General features: G+C 68.3%; 22 protein-coding genes and 2 tRNA genes. 16 read left to right on the top strand and 8 right to left on the bottom strand.

The genetic code is table 11. The features are described from left to right. Window positions 1–2 precede the first annotated feature (2 nt). Complete coding sequence (locus DYE23_RS19090; RefSeq protein WP_011893452.1) at window positions 3–413, bottom strand: globin; 411 nt, start codon at window positions 411–413, stop codon at window positions 3–5. Window positions 414–571: 158 nt separating this feature from the next. On the opposite strand from DYE23_RS19090, the gene DYE23_RS19085 reads away from it, so the two are divergent. From DYE23_RS19085 to DYE23_RS19075, 3 genes are read left to right on the top strand one after another with little or no spacing between them, the layout of a single operon-like run. After that, a complete protein-coding gene (locus tag DYE23_RS19085) occupies window positions 572–1,234 on the top strand; it encodes an HNH endonuclease (RefSeq protein WP_115327896.1) in 663 nt (220 codons plus the stop codon). A gap of 25 nt (window positions 1,235–1,259) precedes the next feature. Beyond that, window positions 1,260–1,493: an aa3-type cytochrome oxidase subunit CtaJ gene (gene ctaJ / locus DYE23_RS19080; protein WP_193373611.1), complete on the top strand. Its 234-nt coding sequence runs from the start codon at window positions 1,260–1,262 to the stop codon at window positions 1,491–1,493. After that, on the top strand, window positions 1,480–1,956 hold the full coding sequence (locus DYE23_RS19075) for a DUF5130 domain-containing protein (RefSeq protein ID WP_013471327.1): 477 nt from the start codon (window positions 1,480–1,482) through the stop codon (window positions 1,954–1,956). Before ctaJ ends, DYE23_RS19075 begins: the two co-directional genes overlap by 14 nt. A 19-nt stretch (window positions 1,957–1,975) precedes the next feature. Here the strand turns inward: DYE23_RS19075 and DYE23_RS19070 are convergent, their stop codons facing one another. Both DYE23_RS19070 and pepN read right to left on the bottom strand, forming a co-directional pair. Further along, on the bottom strand, window positions 1,976–2,416 hold the full coding sequence (locus DYE23_RS19070; protein ID WP_372516286.1) for an HNH endonuclease: 441 nt from the start codon (window positions 2,414–2,416) through the stop codon (window positions 1,976–1,978). Between the two features lie 54 nt (window positions 2,417–2,470). Further along, a complete protein-coding gene (gene pepN / locus DYE23_RS19065; RefSeq protein ID WP_115329030.1) occupies window positions 2,471–5,056 on the bottom strand; it encodes an aminopeptidase N in 2,586 nt (861 codons plus the stop codon). 101 nt (window positions 5,057–5,157) lie between these two features. Between pepN and DYE23_RS19060 the strand changes: the two genes are divergently transcribed. From DYE23_RS19060 to DYE23_RS19035, 6 genes are all read left to right on the top strand, one after another. Beyond that, complete coding sequence (locus DYE23_RS19060) at window positions 5,158–5,778, top strand: mycothiol-dependent nitroreductase Rv2466c family protein (protein ID WP_011893458.1); 621 nt, start codon at window positions 5,158–5,160, stop codon at window positions 5,776–5,778. Window positions 5,779–5,842: 64 nt separating this feature from the next. Beyond that, complete coding sequence (locus DYE23_RS19055; RefSeq protein ID WP_115327895.1) at window positions 5,843–6,283, top strand: nucleoside deaminase; 441 nt, start codon at window positions 5,843–5,845, stop codon at window positions 6,281–6,283. After that, window positions 6,280–7,239, top strand: a complete 960-nt coding sequence (locus tag DYE23_RS19050; RefSeq protein ID WP_115327894.1) for an isopenicillin N synthase family dioxygenase — start codon at window positions 6,280–6,282, stop codon at window positions 7,237–7,239. Before DYE23_RS19055 ends, DYE23_RS19050 begins: the two co-directional genes overlap by 4 nt. Window positions 7,240–7,268: 29 nt before the next feature. Then, window positions 7,269–7,742 (top strand): ribose-5-phosphate isomerase, encoded by a 474-nt coding sequence (locus tag DYE23_RS19045; protein WP_011893461.1) that lies wholly within the window; start codon window positions 7,269–7,271, stop codon window positions 7,740–7,742. Window positions 7,743–7,785: 43 nt separating this feature from the next. Next, the gene (locus DYE23_RS19040) at window positions 7,786–8,580 is read left to right on the top strand and encodes an Fpg/Nei family DNA glycosylase (RefSeq protein WP_013471331.1); all 795 of its coding nucleotides are present in this window, start codon (window positions 7,786–7,788) and stop codon (window positions 8,578–8,580) included. Window positions 8,581–8,643: 63 nt separating this feature from the next. Further along, window positions 8,644–10,329: a cation:proton antiporter gene (locus DYE23_RS19035; RefSeq protein WP_041788499.1), complete on the top strand. Its 1,686-nt coding sequence runs from the start codon at window positions 8,644–8,646 to the stop codon at window positions 10,327–10,329. 5 nt (window positions 10,330–10,334) lie between these two features. Here the strand turns inward: DYE23_RS19035 and DYE23_RS19030 are convergent, their stop codons facing one another. Beyond that, complete coding sequence (locus DYE23_RS19030) at window positions 10,335–11,132, bottom strand: hypothetical protein (RefSeq protein ID WP_013471333.1); 798 nt, start codon at window positions 11,130–11,132, stop codon at window positions 10,335–10,337. Between the two features lie 69 nt (window positions 11,133–11,201). Beyond that, complete coding sequence (locus tag DYE23_RS19025) at window positions 11,202–12,008, bottom strand: MBL fold metallo-hydrolase (RefSeq protein ID WP_115327893.1); 807 nt, start codon at window positions 12,006–12,008, stop codon at window positions 11,202–11,204. A gap of 237 nt (window positions 12,009–12,245) precedes the next feature. Between DYE23_RS19025 and DYE23_RS19020 the strand changes: the two genes are divergently transcribed. Continuing rightward, window positions 12,246–13,538, top strand: a complete 1,293-nt coding sequence (locus tag DYE23_RS19020) for a 13E12 repeat family protein (protein WP_115327892.1) — start codon at window positions 12,246–12,248, stop codon at window positions 13,536–13,538. 70 nt (window positions 13,539–13,608) lie between these two features. Here the strand turns inward: DYE23_RS19020 and DYE23_RS19015 are convergent. Then, window positions 13,609–13,682: transfer RNA gene (locus DYE23_RS19015), tRNA-Gly, on the bottom strand. A 134-nt stretch (window positions 13,683–13,816) separates the two neighbouring features. Between DYE23_RS19015 and DYE23_RS19010 the strand changes: the two genes are divergently transcribed. The 4 genes from DYE23_RS19010 to clpP2 all read left to right on the top strand — a co-directional run bounded on the left by DYE23_RS19010 (window position 13,817) and on the right by clpP2 (window position 16,730). After that, a tRNA-Pro gene (locus tag DYE23_RS19010) sits at window positions 13,817–13,893 on the top strand. A gap of 42 nt (window positions 13,894–13,935) precedes the next feature. Further along, window positions 13,936–15,375 (top strand): trigger factor, encoded by a 1,440-nt coding sequence (tig, locus tag DYE23_RS19005; protein WP_011893467.1) that lies wholly within the window; start codon window positions 13,936–13,938, stop codon window positions 15,373–15,375. Between the two features lie 54 nt (window positions 15,376–15,429). Continuing rightward, complete coding sequence (locus tag DYE23_RS19000; protein ID WP_011893468.1) at window positions 15,430–16,086, top strand: ATP-dependent Clp protease proteolytic subunit; 657 nt, start codon at window positions 15,430–15,432, stop codon at window positions 16,084–16,086. Continuing rightward, complete coding sequence (gene clpP2, locus DYE23_RS18995; RefSeq protein WP_011893469.1) at window positions 16,083–16,730, top strand: ATP-dependent CLP protease proteolytic subunit ClpP2; 648 nt, start codon at window positions 16,083–16,085, stop codon at window positions 16,728–16,730. The genes DYE23_RS19000 and clpP2 overlap by 4 nt, the downstream gene beginning before the upstream one ends. Window positions 16,731–16,732: 2 nt before the next feature. Here the strand turns inward: clpP2 and DYE23_RS18990 are convergent, their stop codons facing one another. Further along, window positions 16,733–17,176, bottom strand: coding sequence for a TIGR03618 family F420-dependent PPOX class oxidoreductase (locus tag DYE23_RS18990; RefSeq protein ID WP_011893470.1), 444 nt, complete (start codon window positions 17,174–17,176; stop codon window positions 16,733–16,735). Between the two features lie 142 nt (window positions 17,177–17,318). Between DYE23_RS18990 and DYE23_RS30920 the strand changes: the two genes are divergently transcribed. Then, entirely contained in the window at window positions 17,319–17,606 is a 288-nt protein-coding gene (locus tag DYE23_RS30920; protein ID WP_013471335.1) for a hypothetical protein, read from the top strand. A gap of 271 nt (window positions 17,607–17,877) precedes the next feature. Further along, the gene (gene clpX, locus DYE23_RS18980; RefSeq protein ID WP_011893471.1) at window positions 17,878–19,158 is read left to right on the top strand and encodes an ATP-dependent Clp protease ATP-binding subunit ClpX; all 1,281 of its coding nucleotides are present in this window, start codon (window positions 17,878–17,880) and stop codon (window positions 19,156–19,158) included. 158 nt (window positions 19,159–19,316) lie between these two features. On the opposite strand, the gene DYE23_RS18975 is transcribed toward clpX, so the two are convergent. Further along, entirely contained in the window at window positions 19,317–20,618 is a 1,302-nt protein-coding gene (locus DYE23_RS18975; protein WP_041800646.1) for a glycosyltransferase, read from the bottom strand. Window positions 20,619–20,625 lie beyond the last annotated feature (7 nt).

The raw sequence follows: 20,625 nt of genomic DNA, 5'->3' as shown, positions 1-20,625 counted from the left end.
ACCTAGAACGGAGAGTTGACCATCGACTCGGCGGCCATCTCCAGGTAGGTGATCAGCTCGCGGCGGTGCGCGTCGTCGAGGGTCGCGGAGTCGATCTCGGCCACCGCGGTGTGCATGCACCGCAGCCACGCGTCGCGCTCCAGGTAGCCGATGCGGAACGGTGCGTGACGCATCCGCAGCCGGGGGTGGCCACGCTGATCGGAGTAGGTCCGCGGCCCGCCCCAGTACTGCTCGAGGAACATCCGGAGACGCTCCTCGGCCCCGACGAGGTCGTCCTCGGGGTAGAGCGGGCGAAGGATCTCGTCGTCGCGGACGAGTTCGTAGAACCGCGCCACGAGGGTGTGGAACGTGGCGTGCCCGCCGACGGCGTCATAGAACGACTGCTGCTTGCTGTGCGCGTCCATCGTCTCCATTGTGGGCCATCGCCGGTCCCGCGCTCGGCGCGCATCGGGGTGCGGCCGGGCGGCATCAGGGGGCCGTCACCGGTTGTTCATCGGACTGACCAGCGAACACGTCGAGAATTGCCGTGCGATCCGAGGAAATCCGTGGTGGACTGTCCGACGGAGGATCTATGGCGCAGCGCAAGAACGGACGCGGCCACCGGAATCACCGGACCGCGGTGGCCCTACCCGGATCATCGTCTCCTACTGCCTCGCGCGCGCTGCACAGCGTCGCTCCCACTGTCGATGCCCACCCGGTCGTTGCGGAGTCCTCGGTGTGGGGGCGCCGCCGGGTGTTGCTGCTGAACTCCACCTACGAACCGCTCACGGCGCTGCCGCTGCGACGCGCGGTGATCATGCTGATGTGCGGGAAGGCCGACGTCGTGCACGACGACCCGGTAGGGCCGGTCATCCACTCGGCGACGCGGTCCATCCGGGTGCCGACCGTGATCCGGCTGCGCACCTTCGTGCGGGTGCCCTACCGGGCGCGGATCCCGATGACGAGGGCAGCCCTGATGCATCGCGACAGGTTCCGCTGCGCGTACTGCGGATCGAAGGCCGACACCGTCGACCACGTCATCCCGCGCAGCCGCGGCGGCGCCCACACCTGGGAGAACTGCGTCGCGGCCTGCTCGGCGTGCAACCACCGCAAGGCCGACAAACTGCTCAGCGAGCTCGGCTGGTCTCTGCACACCACCCCGTTGCCGCCGAAGGGTCAGCACTGGCGCCTGCTCTCCAGCGTCAAGGAACTCGATCCGGCCTGGGTCAGATATCTGGGTGAGGGCGCGGCCTGATCGGGCCGTGGGATACGGTTTGCGCGTGACAACAACAGCTCTTGTGCATGCAAGCTTCTTGTTGGTTCCGCTGGCGCTGGCGGGTCTCCTGTCGCTGTTCATCTTCACCAAGAAGGGCCCGCATCCGGCGACCTTCGACATGTCGGAGAAGTGGACGCACGAGCCCATCCTGTGGGCAGCGGACGAACCTGCAGACCATGGCCATGGCGGCCACGGCTCGCACCTGACCATCGGAGGAGGCGCAAGTGGCAAGTGGTGAAGTGACCAGGGCAGGTGCCCTCGACGTCGCAGAGCTGCCCTACGGCGCCGCCATCACCGCGAGCGGACGTGTCTCGGCTGTCACCGAGCCGACCGTGCTCTCGGTGCAGTATCCGTTCCCGACCAAGGATCTGGTGATCCTCGACAACGCGATGAAGTACGGCTCGCGGGCGGCCAAGGCGCGCTTCGCGGTCTACATCGGCGACCTCGGTGCCGACACTGCGGCAGGCGCCCGCGAGATCCTGGCGAAGGTGCCGACACCCGACAACGCGGTGCTGCTGGCGGTGTCGCCGGACCAGCGCGCCATCGAGGTCGTCTACGGCGCCGGGGTCAAGGGTCGCGGCATCGAGGAAGCAGCCCCGCTGGGCGTCTCGGCCGCGGCCGCGTCCTTCAAGGAGGGCAACCTGATCGACGGCCTGATCAGCGGCATCCGCGTGCTGTCGGCCGGCGTCTCACCCCGCTGACGTTTTGGCGAAACCGCCCTTACGGTAGTGACCCGGCCTCGGGAGCTACCGTGAGGGCGGTTTCGCGTTCCGCGGACATCAGCTCGGCCCGGATCCGGACGTAGCGCTCCAGGAACAGCCGCTCGTCGTAGCGCTTGCGCCGCAGCCAGCCGGTGACCTCGTCGTTGCACTTGCTGGCGTTGCACGCCCCGCAGGCCGGTACCACGTTGTCGACGGTGTAGCGCCCGCCGCGCGAGATCGCCATGACGCAGTCGCGCTGCATCGTGCCGGTCGTCTTCCCGCAGTAGGCGCACCCCTCCCAGGCCGCCTTGATCGACGCCCACTGGGCGTCGGTGAGATCGTTGACGACGGCCGCGACTCGCCGCTTGCGGCGCCGCGCCGCGCGTGCCCGCCGGCTGTTGTTGACCGCCACGGCGTGAGCATAGGTGCGCTCACGCGCGACGAGCGCGCGCTGACGCACCGGGGCGAGCGGCGTGTCGCGGAGCAGACGCGCGCGCTCGCGGTGCGAGGCCAGCTAGGTGACGTCGAACTCGCGGGCCCGCAACGAGCGCTCCACCCCGGCGCGGCCTTCGAGGACGAGCCTGCGCAGCGCCGGCGGCACCTCCGGGTCCGACAGGAACCGGTCCGCCGCGTCGAGCGCGTCCTGGCTGATCTCCCAGGACGGGTACAACCCGACGACGACCGTCTGCGCGACCTCGCTGGAGCGCCGCTGCCAGACGCCCGAGATCGCGCCGAAGTAGCGGTCCCGGAACGGCGCCAGCACCTCACCCTGACCGGGCTGGGCGAAGCCGCCGATGATCGCGCGGGCGGTGATGTTGGCCAGCGTGTCGTCCTCGACGACCTGCTCCCACGCCGCGTCCTTGACCGCTGCCTGCGGACGGGCCGCCGCGGCTGCCGCGGCGTGGCGCCGGCCCGCCGCGGTGCGGTCGTTGTCGGCCTCGGCGTCGATGAACGGGGTCGCGGTGCCGTCGGCGTCGATGACCCCGGCCCGGGCGAGCGCGGTGACGACGCGCCAGCGCAGATCGGTGTCGACGACGAGGCCCTCGAGGTTCACCGCGGCAGGCTCGTTGTCCAGCAGCGTCGAGAGCACCGCCACGTGGTTCGGCGACAACACCGACGAGCACAGCGCGTTGACGAATGCCAGCTGGTGATCCGAACCCGGGGCCGACTGTGCGGCCAGGTCCAGCAGCGCGTCTCCGAACGCGGGCCAGCCGTTCTCGGCCGCCCAGGCGGGATCGGCGTAGGAGCCCAGCGCCGTCTGCGCCTGCATCACGAGTCGCTGCGCGACACCCACTTCGGTCTCGGCGTGCAGCCCGCTGATCACCAGCGCGACGAAGTCGCGTGCCCGAAGCTCCGCGTCGCGGGTCATCTCCCACGCCGCCGACCAGGCCAGGGTGCGGGGGAGCGGCTCGGCGATGTCGGCGATGCGGCTCAGTACCGTCTGCAGCGAGTCGGGGTCCAGCCGCAGCGAGCAGTAGGTCAGGTCGTCGTCGTTGACCAGGATCAGCTTGCCGCGGGACACACCGTGCAGGCCGGGCACGTCGGTGGTCGATCCCTCGACGTCGAGCTCCTCGCGGTGCACCCGCACCAACTTGCCGGACGCGTCGTCGTCGTAGACACCGACCGCGAGCCGGTGCACCCGTGTCTCACCCTCGCCGGGCTTGGCGCCGCCCTGCTCGATGGCGAAACGTGTGAACGTGCCGTCGGCCTCGACGTCGAAGTCCGGGCGCAGGGTGTTCAGGCCGGTGGTCTTGAGCCACTGGCGGCCCCAGCCCGACAGATCGCGTCCCGACGACTTCTCCAGTGCGCCGAGCAGATCACCGAACGTCGCGTTGCCGAATGCGTGGTCGCGGAAGTAGTCGCGCAGCCCGGCGAGGAACGCGTCGAGCCCCACATAGGCGACCAGTTGCTTGAGCACGCTGGCGCCCTTGGCGTAGGTGATCCCGTCGAAGTTCACCTCGACGGCGTGCAGATCCGGGATGTCGGCGGCCACCGGGTGCGTCGAGGGCAGCTGGTCCTGGCGGTAGGCCCACGACTTCTCCGCGTTGGCGAAGGTGGTCCACGCCTGCGTGTACTCGGTCGATTCGGCCTGGCACAGCACCGACGCGAACGTCGCGAAGGACTCGTTGAGCCACAGGTCGTCCCACCATTGCATGGTGACCAGATCGCCGAACCACATGTGCGCCATCTCGTGCAGCACGGTCTCGGCGCGACGCTCGTAGGACGCCCGGGTCACCTTGGACCGGAAGACGTAGTCCTCCAGGAACGTCACCGCGCCGGCGTTCTCCATGGCGCCCGCGTTGAACTCCGGCACGAACAGCTGGTCGTACTTGCCGAACGCGTACGGAACGCCGAAGTTGTTGTGGTAGAAGCCGAATCCCTGTTTGGTCTCGGTGAACAGCCGCTCGGCGTCCATGTACTCTGCCAGCGATTTGCGGCAGAACAGGCCCAACGGGATGTCGCCGTGGCCGTCGGAATACACGTCGTCCCACCGCGCGTACGGTCCGGCGATCAACGCCACCAGGTAGGTGCTCATCCGCGGGGTGGCCTTGAACGTGTGGCGCCGGGCGCCGGCCTCGTCGGTGGCATCGACGGTGGCGCCGTTGGAGATCACCTCCCAGTGCGCGGGCGCGACCACGGTGACGTCGAACGCGGCTTTGAGATCAGGCTGATCGAAACACGCGAACATCCGCTTCGCGTCCGCGGTTTCGAATTGCGAGTACAGGTACACCTCGTCGTCGACCGGATCGACGAACCGGTGCAGCCCCTCGCCGGTGTTCGAGTAGCGGCAGTCTGCATCGACGACGAGCGTGTTGTGCCCCTGCAACCCTCGCAACGGGATGCCGGTGGACTCGTCGTAACCGGATACGTCGATGTCAACACCGTTGAGTGTCGCGCTGTGGACGGTGTCCGCGGCGAGATCGATGTAGGTGTCCGAGCCGGCGAGAGCGTCGAATTCGACCGTCGTCACGGACCGGAAGGTCCGCTCGCCCGGCTTACCGGCTCCGTCCGTCAGGTCGAGTGAGACGTGATAGCTGTCGACGGTCACGAGCGCGGCGCGCTCGGCAGCCTGGTCGCGGGTCAGGTTGGGAAGTGCCACGCTCGCCAACACTAGCCTGATACGGGAAGACAGAACGGGCGCCGACCGTTGTTCTGAGGCGTCGTCTGTCCCGCTCGTGCTCATGTGAAGAGGAGACCGCCATGTCCGAGAAGTCCCGCGCCGATTTCTGGTTCGACCCGCTGTGCCCCTGGGCCTGGATCACCTCACGCTGGGTGCTGGAGGCGGAGAAGGTGCGCGACATCGAGGTCAACTTCCACGTGATGAGTCTGGCCGTGCTCAACGAGGGGCGCGACCTCCCCGAGGAGTACCTGGAGATGATGAAGACGGCGTGGGGTCCGGTCCGCGTCGCGATCGCCGCCGAGCAGGCCAAGGGCCCGGAGGTCCTCGGGCCGCTGTACACCGCGTTCGGCACCCGCATCCACAACCTCGGCTACCGGGAAACCGATCCCGACTTCACCCGGGTGATCGCCGAATCCCTCGACGAGGTCGGTCTGCCCGCCGAGCTGGCCGCGGCCGCCACGTCGACCGACTACGACGAGGCGCTGCGCAAGAGCCACCACGAGGGTATGGACCCCGTCGGTCCCGACGTCGGCACCCCGACGATCCACGTCAACGGCGTGGCCTTCTTCGGCCCGGTGCTGTCACGTATCCCGCGCGGGGAGGAAGCCGGGAAGTTGTGGGACGCGTCGGTGATCTTCGCGTCCTATCCGCACTTCTGGGAGCTCAAGCGGACCCGCACCGAGAGTCCCGAGTTCGACTGACGGACAGGCCGCGTAGCTTCCGGTTGCGCGGCGTCGGCGGTGGCCCCAGAGTGGGACGGTGAGCATGACCGCGTCCCAGATGCTCGACGTCGCCGTCGAGGAGGCCCGAAAGGGATTGGCCGAAGGCGGTATTCCGATCGGAGCGGCGCTGTTCGCCGCGGACGGCACGCTGCTGGGCAGCGGTCACAACCGGCGGGTGCAGCTCGACGATCCGTCCCTGCACGCCGAGACCGATGCGTTCCGCAATGCGGGCCGCCAGCGCGGGTACCGCTCGACGACCATGGTCACGACGCTGTCACCCTGCTGGTACTGCAGCGGGCTGGTGCGCCAGTTCAACATCGGCGCGGTGGTGATCGGGGAGAGCCGGACCTTCACCGGCGGCCACGACTGGCTGGCCGAACACGGCGTGAAGGTCACCGTGGTCGACGACGAACGGTGCGTGACGTTGATGCGCGACTTCATCGCGGACAACCCGGAGCTGTGGGCGGAGGACATCGGCGAGTGAGCGTGATTGCGACAGTTGACCTTTCACGGTGGCGCGAGGGTGGTCCCGCGGCCGAGGACGTCGCCGCGCAGGTGGATGCCGGTCTGCAGCGCGCGGGCTTCATCCTCGTCACCGGCCACGGCGTCGACCCGGATCTGACGCGCGACGTCCGCGCGGCCGCCCGCGAGTTCTTCGCGCTCGACCCGACGGTCAAAGCCGGCTATTCGGTGCCCGTCGGCGGGCGCGGATGGATCGGGCCGGGTGCGGAGGCCAACGGTTATGCCGAGGGCACCGCGACGCCGCCGGATCTGAAGGAGAGCTTCAGCCTCGGCGCCGAGACCGCGACCGGGGACGCCGAGGTCGACCGGATCTGGTTCGCGCCCAACGTCTGGCCGCGTGAGGTTCCCGAACTGGCGCCCCTGGTCGAGGAGTACACCGCCCAGATGCGCCGGGTGGCCGACGACCTTCTCGCGCTGTGCGCCCACGCGCTGGGGCTGTCCGTGAACCCGTTCGCGGCGCTGGCGAGCGCCCCGACCTGGACGATGAACATCAACCACTATCCGCCGGTCAGCGTCGTCGGTGAACCCGAGCCGGGGCAGTTCCGCATCGGCCCGCACACCGACTTCGGCACCGTCACCATCCTGGACCGCGAGCCCGGCGCCGGGGGGTTGCAGGTGTATTCGGAGCAAGCCGGGTGGGAGAACGCGCCGTACGACCCGGCCGCGCTGACGGTCAACATCGGCGACTTGTTGGAGTACTGGAGCGGACGTCGCTGGCCGTCGGGCCGCCATCGGGTCCTGCCGCCGCAGCCCGATGCGCCCGAAGAGGATCTGGTGTCGCTGATCTATTTCTACGAGGCCAACCACGATGCGCTCGTCACGCCTCTGAGCCCGCCGATCGGACGGGCCGAGGGTCTGGAGCCGGTCCTGTCCGCCGACTTCATCAAGCAGCGCCTGGACGCGATCACCGTGTCCTGACGGCGTGGCGACGTATTAGGGTGACCGCCATGCGCGTCTACGTCGGAGCCGACCACGCCGGATACGAGCTCAAGCAGGCCATCGTCGAGCATCTCGCCGCGACCGGGCACGAGCCAGTCGACTGCGGTGCGTTCGCCTACGACGCCGAGGACGACTACCCGGCGTTCTGCATCGCCGCCGCCGAGAAGACCGTCGCGGACCCGGGCAGCCTGGGCATCGTGCTCGGCGGCTCCGGCAACGGTGAGCAGATCGCGGCGAACAAGGTGCCCGGTGCGCGCTGCGCGCTGGCATGGAGCACCGAGACGGCGACGCTGGCGCGCGAGCACAACAACGCTCAGCTCGTCGGCATCGGCGGCCGGATGCATTCGACCGACGAGGCGCTGGCGATCGTGGACGCGTTCCTGGCGGCGAAGTGGTCGGAGGCACCGCGGCATCAGCGGCGCATCGACATCCTCGCCGAGTTCGAGAAGACGCACGTCGCTCCGGCCGTTCCCGGGGCCTGACCCTCGGGGCTGAGCACGCCGCCCGGCCAGGGAAACTGGACCCATGCCCGAGGGACACACGCTGCACCGGTTGGCGCGGCAACACCAGCGTCGATTCGGCCGCGCGCCGGTGATCGTGTCGAGCCCGCAGGGCCGCTTCGTCGACGGAGCGACCGCCGTCAACGGCCGTGTGCTGAAGAAGGCGACCGCGTGGGGTAAGCACCTGTTCCACCACTACGACGGCGGCCGGGTCGTCCACGTCCACCTCGGTCTGTACGGTTCGTTCACCGAATGGCCGTTACCGCCGCTGCTGCCCGTCGGTCAGGTGCGGATGCGGATGGTGGGCACCGAGTACGGCGCCGACCTGCGCGGCCCCACGGTCTGCGAGGTCATCGACGAACCCGAGATCGCCGACATCGTGGCACGACTCGGGCCCGACCCGCTGCGTCCCGACGCCGATCCGTCCCTGGCCTGGCGCCGGATCAACAAGTCGCGCAGACCGATCGGCGCCCTGCTGATGGACCAGAGCGTGATCGCCGGCATCGGGAACGTCTATCGCAGCGAACTGCTCTTCCGGCACCGCACGGACCCGTTCCGCCCCGGAACGTCGGTCACCGCCAACGAATTCGACGCCCTGTGGACCGATCTCGTCGCACTGATGAAGGTCGGGGTGCGGCGCGGCAAGATCGTCGTGGTGCTTCCCGAACACGACCACGGCGCGCCGTCCTACCGCGAGGGACGGCCCCGCACCTACGTCTACCGACGGGCCGGCGACCCCTGCCGGGTGTGCTCGACGCCGGTGCGCACCGTGGAGATGGAGGCGCGCAACCTGTTCTGGTGCCCGAACTGTCAGAGCTGACCACCTGATCCGTGCCCGGCAGTTCGCCGGGACATTCGGCGGGTGAGCCTGGAGAATCTGCCCGTGGAACTGATCCTGGTTGTCGTGGGCGCGATCGTCGTCACGGCGATGGCCCAGCGGCGCGGCCTGGAGCCGGCGCTCGTCATCGTCGTCGTCGGTATCGCGGTGTCGTTCATCCCCGGTTTCGAAGCGCCCGAACTGGACTCGCACATTCTGCTGTCGGTGGTTCTCCCACCGCTGCTGTATTCGGCGGCACTGAACTTCTCGTTCCCGACATTCCTGCGCAACATCAAACCCATCCTCGGCCTCGGGGTGGGGCTGGTCGTGGTCACGGCGTTCACCGTCGCGATGGTCTCGGCCTGGCTCGTCGTGGTCCCGCTGACGTTCGCGACCGCACTGGTGCTCGGCGCGATCGTCGCCCCGCCGGACGCGGTGACCGCGGTGGCGGTCGGCCGCAAGCTGGGCCTGCCCAAACGGGTGATGACGATCCTGACCGGGGAGAGCCTGATCAATGACGCGGCGGCGCTGGCCCTGTTCTCCGTCGCGGTCGCCCAGGTGGCGGGCAGCCACACGTTCATCGAGAACCCGCTGCTGTTGTTCACCTACAGCGCGGTGCTCGGACCGCTGGTCGGCGCCGCGCTGGGCTACATCACGCTGTGGATCCGCAGGCGTCTCGCCCATCCCGCGCTGGAGACGGTGCAGGGGCTCATGGTCCCGTTCGCGGCGTTCATCCTCGCCGAGGAGATGCACGCGTCCGGTGTGCTGGCGGTCGTGGTGGCGGGCTTCATCGTCGGCTCGGGAACCGTGGACGCCGGCTACCAGACGCGGCTGCAGGAACGGTATGTCTGGAACTCGGTGGACGTCCTGCTCGAAGCGTTCGTGTTCGCCTACATCGGGCTGCATCTGCGTTTCGTCCTCGAAGACCTCCGGGATGCGCACGAGTCGCTGGTTCAGGTCGCGGTGGCCTCGGTGGTCGTGTTGTTGATCGTGCTGGTGATCCGCCCTCTGTCGGTGTTCGCGATGTTCGGTCGGCGGAAGCTGGCGAACCAGGTGGAGAAACGGCTGAGTGTGCCGGTCCCCGAACGTGGCCGTGGTGCACTCGGCACCAGGCGCAGGGATCCGGACCGGCCCCGGCGGCGTTTCGGGAGTGACAACCGGACGCTGAGCTGGCAGGAGAACGTCGTCGTGTCGTGGACCGGCATGCGCGGGGTGGTGACGCTCGCCGCCGCAGCGGCGATCCCGGCGACGACGGCTGCCGGCGAACCGTTCCCGGAACGCGCGACGATCCAGGCGATCTCGTTCGTCGTCGCCGTCGCGACGCTGCTGCTGCAGGGCTGGACGCTGCCGCTGCTGATCCGGCGGCTGAAGGTGTCCGCCGAGGCTGATCGTGCCTACACCGTGGCCGAGACCGAGAAGGCCGAGCTGGTGGTGCACGAGGCTGCCGACGAGGTGTTCGAGGTGTTCCGGGCGAACCCGCCGCAGGGTCTGGACCCCCGCACGCTCGCCGAGATCCGCGGCATCGTCGAACGGCACTCCCAGGACGCCGACGAGATGCCCGATCCCGAGGGACGCACGCGTCGCGCGGAGGTGTTCGGCCAGCTGTATCGGGACGTGTTGGCTGCCCAGCGGGCCGCGCTCATCGGCGAACGCGACGCCGGCCGCATCGACGACGAAGCCGTGCGCGCGATGCTGGAGCGCCTCGACTTGCAGGAGGCCGGGGTGTCAGCGCGGTTGGAGAGCCGCCTGTAGCGGTTCTAGAAGTCGAAGCCGCCGAAGTCGCCGCCACCGAAATCGCCGCCGCCCCAGTCGCCGCCGGAATCCCAGTCGCCGCCGCCGGCGTCTCCGCCCCAGTCGCCACCGCCGTCGAGCTGGCCCTGGTCGAGGCCGTCCTGGAACCCGTCGCCGTACCCGTTCTCGAACGCCTGCGCGTCGTAGCCGACTCCGGCCATCCCGGAGAACATCGTGCTGAACAGCAGCGCAGACCCGAGCCCCCACGCACCGGCGACCAGCGCCGGCTTCCACCACGGCTCGGAGTACCAGCCGGCGGGCACCGGCCGTCCCGCGACGCGGCCGCCCGGGTAGTAGTTCGGGGTCCGCGGCGACGGTGCGGGGGACGCCTCGATCTCGCGTCCCTCGAAGTTCACGCGGCGGTCCTCAGTGACCGTGCCCGCGGACTTCTGGCCGGTCAGCGACTCCAGGTCCGGCCCCGGGTCCATGCCCATCGCGGTGCGTGCGGCGCGCACGTAGTAGAGGCCTTCCATCGCGCTCTCTTTGGCGAGCTCGGCTTGGCGCGCGGTGGTGGCCTGGTCGATCTGGGACGACGCGGCGGTGTAGCGCTCGGACGCGTCGGCCAGCGCCTGCTTGGACGCGTCATCGCTTCCGGTCAGCGCGAACACCTGTCCGCCCAACCGCTCGATGACGCGGCGGGCGTCGGCCTTGGCGTCGGCGAGCGATGCGGCTGCGCGGTTGCCCGACGCTTTCGACGACGCGTAGACCGCGATGCCGATGGCCGCGACGACCAACACGATGAGTACGAGCAGCACGCCATTCATGGTTCACAGCGTACCGACAGAAACAGAGAAGTCCCTGGGTGTCGCGGGGTGGCCCGGTGGTAGCGCGACTCAGAGGGACACGGTCTGACCGCGCTCGACGGTGACGACCCGGTCTGCCAGCCCGCGGCGGGACATCTCCCGGTGAAAGTCGGCCAGGGGCGAGGCGAAGACCCGGTAATCGTCGAAATGCACCGGTATCACGCGGGGCAGGTGGAGACGCTCGACGGTCTCGGCGCCCTGACGGCCGTCCATGGTGACTGTCAACCCCACCGGTAACCGGTCTCCGAACGGGAGACGGGTGCCTCCGAGATGCAGCACGCCGGCGTCGATTACGTTGAAGCGCAACGGAATCTCGTCGAGCTCGTCGATGAGCAGGGTGTCGCCGGAGATGTAGACGCGGCGCCGGGAGCTGCCGCCGCCCGAATCGAAGTCGAGCATGCTGCCCATCACCGGCGGCAGCAGCCGGCTGACCGGGGTGGGGGCGTGGCGGCCGGGCATTGCGGTCACCGTCAGCGTCTCGCCGTCCTTGGTAAGGGCGAACGGATCCCAGGTGCTCAACCCGACGGCTTCTGTAAAGCCTTTGCGGTGCAGTGCTTTTGCGGCCTCATGGGTGGTGATGACCGGAAGCTCTCGGTCGAGACTGCGCTCGGCGACCCGGTCCCAGTGATCACCGTGCATGTGCGACAACACGATTGCGTCGATCGGCGGCAGTTCCTCGGGGGTGAGCCCGGGCGCGCGGCGGCGTTTCGACCACAGGCCGTAACCGAGATAGGCGCGCTGGCCCCGGTGCAGAAAATTCGGATCGGTCAGGACGGTGATATTGCCGCATCGGATGAGAGTGGTCGCGGTGCCGATGAACGTCACGTTGATCTGCATGGCGGGCCTTTGCGGTCGCGGCGTCCGTGCGACGCCTCGGGTTCCATGGTGCGGATTCCACTTCCTGCTACCCCGGGAAAGAGGTGTTATGCATCGGACGCTCCAGGGCCGGCCCGATATCCGGGTCGCCCTCTTGCTCCGGATTCGTACGCTGCGGCCGACCAGCTTCCCCCGCAATTCCACGACGGACATCTGCGCCGCCGCTGAATGTCGGTGGGGTGGGGTAGCTTCGGTGGCATGTTCGAAAGTTTGTTCGACGTGGATGAGGGGGCGTCGCAGGCCGAGCTGCGGGCGGTCGTCGAGCGGTGTGAGCGGTTGAAATCGGCGGCTGCGGCGGCCCAGGCGCGCGCGACCGCGTTGTGGGCGGCCAAGCGTGCTGCTGCCGAGGAGGCTGCGGGGGTGCCGGCGCGTCGGCGGGGTAAGGGGTTGGCCTCGGAGGTCGCGTTGGCCCGCCGGGATGCCCCGGTCAAGGGTGGTCAGCATCTGGGGTTTGCCAAGGCGTTGATGGGCGAGATGCCGCATACGTGGGCGGCGTTGGAGTGCGGCGCGCTCTCGGAATGGCGGGCGACGCTGATCGTGCGGGAATCGGCCTGTCTGAGCGTCGAGGACCGTCGGCGCCTCGACGCCGAGATGTGCGCCGACGTGTCGCGTTTTGAGGGGTGGGGCAACAAGCGGGTGGAGGCCGAGGCCAAGAAGATCGCCGCACGGTTGGATGTCGCAGCGGTGGTCGAGCGCGCCGACAAGGCGGCGGCTCAGGCGCGGGTCAGCTGTCGCCCCGCACCGAACGGGATGGTGTATTTCACGGTGCTTTTGCCGCTGGCCCAGGGCATCGGAATGTATGCCGCGCTCAAACACCACGCCGACACGACGTTCGATGGGCGTTCGCGTGGGCAGGTGATGGCCGATACCGCGTTCGAGCGGATCACCGGGCGTTCGGCGGGGGCCGCGGTGCCGGTCGAGTTGAACCTGGTGATGGCCGACACCACGCTGGCCGGTGATGACGACTGCCCGGGGTGGCTCGACGGGTATGGGCCGGTGCCGGCGGGGTTTTGCCGCGCGCTGACCGGCGACGCGGTCACCGACGCCGACACCAGGGCCACGTTGCGGCGGTTGTATCGGCATCCGCGGTCGGGGCAGTTGGTGGCGATGGAGTCGCGGGCGCGGCTGTTTCCGAAGGGGTTGGCCACGTTGATCGACCGGCGTGATCAGACCTGCCGCACGCCCTACTGTGACGCCCCGATCCGCCATCACGACCATGCCACACCGGCCCGTGCGGGGGGTGTGACGAGTGCGGACAACGGGCTCGGTGAGTGCGCGGCGTGTAACTACGCCAAGGAGGCGCCCGGCTGGCAGGTCAGCGCCGGAACACAGGACGGGTCACACACCGCGCGGTGGGTGACCCCGACCGGGGCGGTGCACTACTCGATCGCCCCGACCCTGCCCGGCCCACCGGTACGCCGCCGCATCAGCGACACCGAAGGCCGACTCAGCATCGACCTCATCACCTTCGACACCCCCGACGCCGCCTGACGCCGCCTTCGGAGGGGCGGCAGAGAAGCGCCTGCTGAACAGCAAAAACCGCCCCGGTCGGGGCGGTTGTTGGAGCGGGCGACGGGAATCGAACCCGCGTAGCTAGTTTGGAAGACTAGGGCTCTACCATTGAGCTACGCCCGCGTGTGCTGCTCTACGAGAGTACCGGCAGACTGTACCGGGCCCGCCCAACTCAAATCCAATTGAGGTTCCGGTGTGGCCAGGCCGTAGGATCGCCGGTGGTCTGATGCTGCGCGCGCATGTGAGGCGGCGATGACCGGGGTGTAGCGCAGCTTGGTAGCGCATCCGCTTTGGGAGCGGAAGGCCGCAGGTTCAAATCCTGTCACCCCGACCAGCACGACCCCACCAACCAGAAGCAATTAGAGGGAGTACGAACGTGAAGAGCACCGTCGAGAAGTTGAGCCCGACCCGGGTTCGCATCAACGTAGAGGTGCCCTTCGCGGAACTCGAGCCCGACATCGACAAGGCGTTCAAGCAGCTCGCCCAGCAGATCCGCCTCCCGGGCTTCCGCCCCGGCAAGGCGCCCCGCAAGCTGCTGGAGGCCCGCGTCGGCCGTGGCGCGGTGCTCGAGCAGGTCGTCAACGACGCGCTGCCCACCCGCTACAGCCAGGCCGTCACCTCCGAGTCGCTCCAGCCCATCGGCCAGCCGGAGATCGAGGTCACCAAGCTCGAGGACAACGAGGAACTCGTCTTCACCGCCGAGGTCGACGTCCGTCCCGAGATCGACCTGCCCGACCTGTCGACACTCACGATCACCGTCGACCCGGTCTCGGTCACCGACGAAGACATCGAAGCCGAGATCGAGGCGCTGCAGAAGCGCTTCGGCACCCTGACCGGTGTCGAGCGCCCCGCCGAGAACGGCGACTTCGTCTCCATCGACCTGTCGGCGACCGTCGACGGCAAGGACGTTCCCGAGGCCAAGACCGAGGGCCTGTCGCACGAGCTCGGCTCCGGCCAGCTCATCGAGGGCCTCGACGAGGCGATCATCGGGCTCTCCGAAGACGAGTCCAAGACCTTCACCACCACGCTGGTCGCCGGAGAGCACGCCGGCCGCGAAGCCGAGGTCACCGTCACGGTCAAGTCGATCAAGGTCCGCGAGCTTCCCGAGCTCGACGACGAGTTCGCGCAACTGGCAAGCGAATTCGACACCATGGACGAGCTCCGCGCCGACCTGCGGGAGAAGGTCACCCGCGTCAAGACCGTCCAGCAGGCCGAGGCGATCCGCGACAAGGCCATCGAGGTCCTGCTCGAGCAGACCGAGGTGCCGCTGCCGGAGGCGGTCGTGCAGGCTCAGGTCGACGACACGCTGCACAACGCCATCCACGGGCTCGATCACGACGAGGACCGGTTCGCCGACTCCCTCAAGGAACAGGGCAGCAGCCGCGAGGAGTTCGACGCGGACAACCGCGCCAACGCCGAGAAGGCCATCAAGACCCAGCTGCTGATGGACGCGATCGCCGACAAGCTCGAAATCCAGGTCGGCCAGAACGATCTGTCCGAGCGGCTCGTCCTGATGTCGCGCCAGTACGGCCTCGAGCCGCAGCAGCTGCTGCAGATGCTGCAGCAGAACAACCAGCTGCCGGCGATGTTCGCCGATGTCCGTCGTGGCCTGACCGTCGCCGCGGTCGTCTACGCCGCCACCGTCACCGACACCGACGGCACCGAGATCGACACCACGGAGTTCTTCGGACCTTCGGGTGATCAGGCGGCGGCCCAGCAGGGCGCCGGCGAAGACGACAGCGAAGCCGCCGTCGAGGTGTCGGAAGACACCGCCGACGACGCGTCGGAAGACGACACGGCCGACGACACCAAGTGATGCTCTGAGCGAACGCGCGCCGTCTGGGGACTCCCCGGCGGCGCGGGTTCGTTAGTGTCATTCGTAAGACCGGTCACCGCGTCGGAAGTACACAAAGAAAGCAGGTATCCAGTCGTGACGGACATGCGTGGCGCCTCTTCGGGCCTCAACCTTGTCGACTCGGTGTATGAGCGGTTGCTGGCCGAGCGCATCATCTTCCTGGGCTCCCAGGTCGACGATGACATCGCCAACCGGCTGTGCGCCCAGATCCTGCTGCTGTCAGCCGAGGATCCCACCAAGGACATCCACCTCTACATCAACTCGCCCGGCGGCTCGATCAGCGCCGGCATGGCGATCTACGACACGATGGTGCTCGCGCCGTGTGACGTCGCGACGTACGCGATGGGCATGGCCGCGTCGATGGGCGAGTTCCTGTTGGCCGCCGGCACCAAGGGCAAGCGCTACGCGCTGCCCCATGCGCGCATCCTGATGCACCAGCCGCTCGGCGGTATCACCGGCGGCGCCGCCGACATCGCCATCCAGGCCGAGCAGTTCGCGTCGATCAAGAAGGAGATGTTCCGGCTGAACGCCGAGTTCACCGGGCAGACCATCGAACGGATCGAGGCCGACTCCGACCGCGACCGCTGGTTCACCGCACAGGAAGCCCTTGAATACGGCTTCGTGGATCACATCATCACCAGCGTCAACTTCAACGGAGCGAACAACTCATGATCGACCACACGGACCCCCGTTTGCAGCCTCAGGCGCGGTACATCCTGCCGTCGTTCATCGAGCATTCGAGCTTCGGCGTCAAGGAGTCCAACCCGTACAACAAGCTCTTCGAGGAACGGATCATCTTCCTGGGGGTGCAGGTCGACGACGCGTCGGCCAACGACATCATGGCGCAGCTGCTGGTGCTGGAATCGCTGGATCCCGACCGCGACATCACCATGTACATCAACTCGCCGGGCGGTTCGTTCACGTCGCTGATGGCGATCTACGACACCATGCAGTACGTGCGCGCCGACATCCAAACCGTGTGCCTGGGACAGGCCGCCTCGGCGGCCGCGGTCCTGCTCGCGGCCGGCACCCCCGGTAAGCGCATGGCGCTGCCGAACGCCCGTGTGCTCATCCACCAGCCCGCGCTGGGCGGCGTCATCCAGGGCCAGTTCTCGGACCTGGAGATCCAGGCCGCCGAGATCGAGCGGATGCGGACGCTGATGGAGGAGACCCTCTCCCTCCACACCGGCAAGCCGGCCGACGTGATCCGCAAGGACACCGATCGCGACAAGATCCTGACCGCCGCTGCGGCCAAGGACTACGGGATCATCGACACCGTGCTGGAATACCGCAAGCTGTCTGCGCAGAAGGGCTGAGCTCAGCCGTTTCCGTAGACCCGCGTCGGTGTCACGAGGACGGCGACGCGGCGTTGCTCGCGCATCGTCGCGTCGTACTCGTCCCAGTTGTCGTGGGTTCCGCCGGCGGCGGTGAAGATGTCGCGCAGGAGCAGGGCCAGTTCGTAATCGCTCCCGAGCCAGGGCTGCGGGTCGTCGGGTCCGGCGAGCTCGGCGCGTCCCTCGACCGTCGCCCACTGCCATCCCCGCTGGAACGTGACCGCGATCTGTGGCCGTGCCCGCAGGTTGGCGAGCTTGACCTTCCCGTACGTGACGAACCCGAGCACCGGATTCCCGTCCCCCGGGTGGGGCAGTGGCCCCGCGTTGATCAGTGACGACTGGATGGTGAGGTCTGCTCGCAGGGTCGACACCACGGCCAGGCCGTTGTCGTTTCGAGCCAGCGCGTAGGCGTCGTGCAACGTCGTCATGTCCGCAGATTACGTGCGTGTTCCACAGCTCATCGGCGAGATCTGAATCCGGGAAAACCGGTCGGGGCCGCCGTCGGCCGTGTCACGCTGTGATGAACGCATCCGTCAGTTTGCTGGAAGCGGAAACACGAGGGGGTTCGTCATGACGGTCAGACAAGCAGCAGCGGCCGGGCTCGTCGCGGCAGCCGGCGCGGTGGTGATGCAGTTGGTGCCCGCAGTGGCTCACGCGCAGGAGCCCGTGTGCCCGGCCGGAACCTACTGGAACCCGGCCGTCGTCCAGTGCCTGCCGTACGGCGTCAACCCCGTCGTCGGTCCCGCCGGTCCCATCGGCGTGGGCGGTGTCGTCGGTCCGGTGGGCCCCGGCCCGGTCGGTCCGGGACCTGTCGGACCGGGTCCGATGGGACCGGGCCCGATGGGCCCAGGCCGCTGACCGACTCTGCTCCCGGCCGTCTTCCCGTTGGCCGGGTACTCTCGGCGGGGTAACAGCGACGACACGCCAGAGACACGGTGGCGCGTTCCGCGACCGTCCGGGGCGACTCAGACGATATGTTGCGACCACACGTAAATACACCGACGCGATTCGGCTTTATCGGTCGCACTGCGACGGAGGCAGCGGGTAGCGTCGGGAACAGACCTCAACGGTCCCGGTGCCAGCCGCCGAGCGACCGAACACGGCAACAGGAAGTTGGGATCCCAGCACCATGGCACGCATCGGAGATGGCGGCGACCTGCTGAAGTGCTCGTTCTGCGGAAAGAGCCAGAAGCAGGTGAAGAAGCTCATCGCGGGACCGGGCGTCTACATCTGCGACGAATGCATCGACCTGTGCAACGAGATCATCGAAGAGGAGCTCGCCGACGCTGACGACGTCAAGCTCGACGAGCTGCCCAAGCCCGCGGAGATCCGGGACTTCCTCGAGGGGTACGTCATCGGACAGGACACGGCGAAGCGCACGCTCGCGGTCGCGGTCTACAACCACTACAAGCGCATCCAGGCCGGCGAGAAGGCGCGTGATTCCCGTGCCGAGCCGGTCGAACTGGCCAAGTCCAACATCCTGATGCTCGGGCCCACCGGGTGCGGCAAGACCTACCTCGCGCAGACGCTGGCCAAGATGCTCAACGTCCCGTTCGCGATCGCCGACGCGACCGCGCTGACCGAGGCCGGCTACGTCGGTGAGGACGTCGAGAACATCCTCCTCAAGCTGATCCAGGCCGCCGACTACGACGTCAAGCGGGCCGAGACCGGCATCATCTACATCGACGAGGTCGACAAGATCGCCCGCAAGAGCGAGAACCCGTCGATCACCCGTGACGTCTCCGGTGAAGGTGTGCAGCAGGCGCTGCTGAAGATCCTGGAGGGCACCCAGGCGTCGGTTCCTCCGCAGGGCGGCCGCAAGCATCCGCACCAGGAGTTCATCCAGATCGACACCACCAACGTGCTGTTCATCGTCGCGGGTGCGTTCGCCGGGCTGGAGAAGATCGTCTCCGACCGCGTCGGCAAGCGTGGCCTGGGCTTCGGCGCCGAGGTGCACTCGAAGGCCGAGATCGACACCCAGGACCACTTCGCCGAGGTCATGCCCGAGGATCTGATCAAGTTCGGTCTGATCCCTGAGTTCATCGGCCGCCTGCCGGTTGTCGCGTCGGTGACCAACCTGGACAAGGAATCGTTGGTCAAGATCCTGTCCGAGCCGAAGAACGCTCTGGTGAAGCAGTACACCCGGCTGTTCGAGATGGACGGTGTGGAGCTCGAATTCGCCGAGGATGCCCTCGAGGCGATCGCCGATCAGGCCATCCACAGGGGCACCGGCGCCCGCGGTCTGCGCGCCATCATGGAAGAGGTCCTGCTGCCGGTGATGTACGACATCCCGAGCCGCGACGACGTCGCCAAGGTGGTCGTGACCAAGGAGACCGTCGACGACAACGTGCTCCCGACGATCGTGCCGCGCAAGCCGTCCCGCAGCGAGCGCCGCGACAAGACCGCCTGACTTTCACCTGACGAGAGTGCACCGAGCAGCGTCGGTGCACTTTCGTCGTATGTGGGCACCGCCGGGGGCGTCGGCCTCGCGCGGTGGGACGGCGGCGGACACCGGCAGCGTGCGGTGACGCGCGCCGGGCGGTGGCACCCAGGGCTCGATGCACGGGTTCATCGGGCGGCGGCCTGTTCGGGGATGACCTCGTCGAGGAGCGCGGCGATGGCGGTGACGCTGTCGCGGGACGCGTAGGCCGCCTGTAGCCGCCCGGCCCGGGTGCGGTAGCCCGCATCGGAGAGGACGGCGTTCACGGCGTCCCGCAGGTCCTGCGGGGCCGGGGTTCCGGTGCGCAGATTGACACCGACACCGAAGTACTCGACGCGCGCGGCCACCTCCGGCTTGTCCTCGGTGTCGCCGGCCACCACCAGCGGCACACCCTCGGCCAGGGCACGTTGCACGGCGCCGTAGCCGCCGTTGGTGACGAGCACGTCCACCAAGGGAAGCAGGACGTCGTGGGGGAGGAATTCGGCGACGAACGTGTTGGCCGGCAACGGAGTACGGATCTGAGAGACCGGACGTCCGCCCGTGCTGACCACGACGGTGACGTCTTCGCCGGCCAGCGCCTCGATGGTCGGCTCGATCAGCCGGGTCAGATCCGCGTTGTCGACGGTGCCCTGGGTGACGTGGACGACCGGACGGCCCCGGTACAGCTCGCCCCACCACGCGGGTGCGATGAAATCGTCGCCCGGAAGCGGGCTCACCGCACCGACGAAGCGGACGTGGGCGGGCAGATCACGGCGGGGATACTCGAAGTCCGGGACGGTCGGGACGATGACCCGGTCGGCCAGGATGGCGCACTCCAGCACGAACACAGGGAGGTCGGGCAGACCCATCGCGCGGAGCATTCGCTCGGCCGATCGGTGTGCGGGTCGCAGCAGCACGGCTCGTGACAGCAGCCCCAGCAGCCGGTTGCGCAGTCGGCCCACCGCACCCGGCATCGGGAGTATCCCCGGCCCGGCGGGCGCGGTGTCCCTGCTCGACAGGAACAGCGGGGTGGTCGAGTAGGCCATGATCGGTGGGCGCGCGAGTGTGGGATCGAGCAGCAGCGGAATCACGCCGAGAAAGAACGCGTCGGTGATGACGGCGTCGAAACTGTTGGCGGCCAACAGTTCCTGGACAGCGCTGAATTGGTAGGGCATCGGTCGGACGAAGACGTGCTCGACGTCGAAGTTGATGCGCGCAATACCCGAGGTGTGCGCGCGTCCGGGTAGGTCGGCGTCGAGCCGGGCGTCGTCGTAGTCGGCGCCGTACGGCAGCGGTCGGGGGTCGGCCCCGACGGCTCTGATCTTGTCGGCGTGCCGTGCGCTGGTCAGCACGGTGACACGATGTCCGTGCGCGACGAGTCCGTGGGCGACGTTGAGCAAGGGCCCGATGTGTCCGACAGGCGGGCAGGCAGTGATGAGGATGTCCGGCATGGCGTTC

Origin of the sequence: Mycolicibacterium gilvum, assembly GCF_900454025.1 — a bacterium.
Lineage (GTDB): Bacteria > Actinomycetota > Actinomycetes > Mycobacteriales > Mycobacteriaceae > Mycobacterium > Mycobacterium gilvum.
Note: the sequence above shows the minus strand (reverse complement) of the source record. Positions and strands in the feature narration are given on the sequence as shown.

What these genes read in the sequence shown, in the direction of transcription:
- clpP2 (WP_011893469.1), top strand. Translation starts at nt 16,083, where the DNA reads ATGATCGACCACACGGACCCCCGTTTGCAGCCTCAGGCGCGGTACATC.
- DYE23_RS19040 (WP_013471331.1), top strand. Translation starts at nt 7,786, where the DNA reads ATGCCCGAGGGACACACGCTGCACCGGTTGGCGCGGCAACACCAGCGT.
- clpX (WP_011893471.1), top strand. Translation starts at nt 17,878, where the DNA reads ATGGCACGCATCGGAGATGGCGGCGACCTGCTGAAGTGCTCGTTCTGC.
- DYE23_RS18990 (WP_011893470.1), bottom strand. Translation starts at nt 17,176, where the DNA reads ATGACGACGTTGCACGACGCCTACGCGCTGGCTCGAAACGACAACGGC.
- DYE23_RS19090 (WP_011893452.1), bottom strand. Translation starts at nt 413, where the DNA reads ATGGAGACGATGGACGCGCACAGCAAGCAGCAGTCGTTCTATGACGCC.
- DYE23_RS18975 (WP_041800646.1), bottom strand. Translation starts at nt 20,618, where the DNA reads ATGCCGGACATCCTCATCACTGCCTGCCCGCCTGTCGGACACATCGGG.
- DYE23_RS19060 (WP_011893458.1), top strand. Translation starts at nt 5,158, where the DNA reads ATGTCCGAGAAGTCCCGCGCCGATTTCTGGTTCGACCCGCTGTGCCCC.
- DYE23_RS19025 (WP_115327893.1), bottom strand. Translation starts at nt 12,008, where the DNA reads ATGCAGATCAACGTGACGTTCATCGGCACCGCGACCACTCTCATCCGA.
- DYE23_RS30920 (WP_013471335.1), top strand. Translation starts at nt 17,319, where the DNA reads ATGACGGTCAGACAAGCAGCAGCGGCCGGGCTCGTCGCGGCAGCCGGC.
- DYE23_RS19085 (WP_115327896.1), top strand. Translation starts at nt 572, where the DNA reads ATGGCGCAGCGCAAGAACGGACGCGGCCACCGGAATCACCGGACCGCG.
- DYE23_RS19030 (WP_013471333.1), bottom strand. Translation starts at nt 11,132, where the DNA reads ATGAATGGCGTGCTGCTCGTACTCATCGTGTTGGTCGTCGCGGCCATC.
- DYE23_RS19020 (WP_115327892.1), top strand. Translation starts at nt 12,246, where the DNA reads ATGTTCGAAAGTTTGTTCGACGTGGATGAGGGGGCGTCGCAGGCCGAG.
- DYE23_RS19055 (WP_115327895.1), top strand. Translation starts at nt 5,843, where the DNA reads ATGACCGCGTCCCAGATGCTCGACGTCGCCGTCGAGGAGGCCCGAAAG.
- DYE23_RS19045 (WP_011893461.1), top strand. Translation starts at nt 7,269, where the DNA reads ATGCGCGTCTACGTCGGAGCCGACCACGCCGGATACGAGCTCAAGCAG.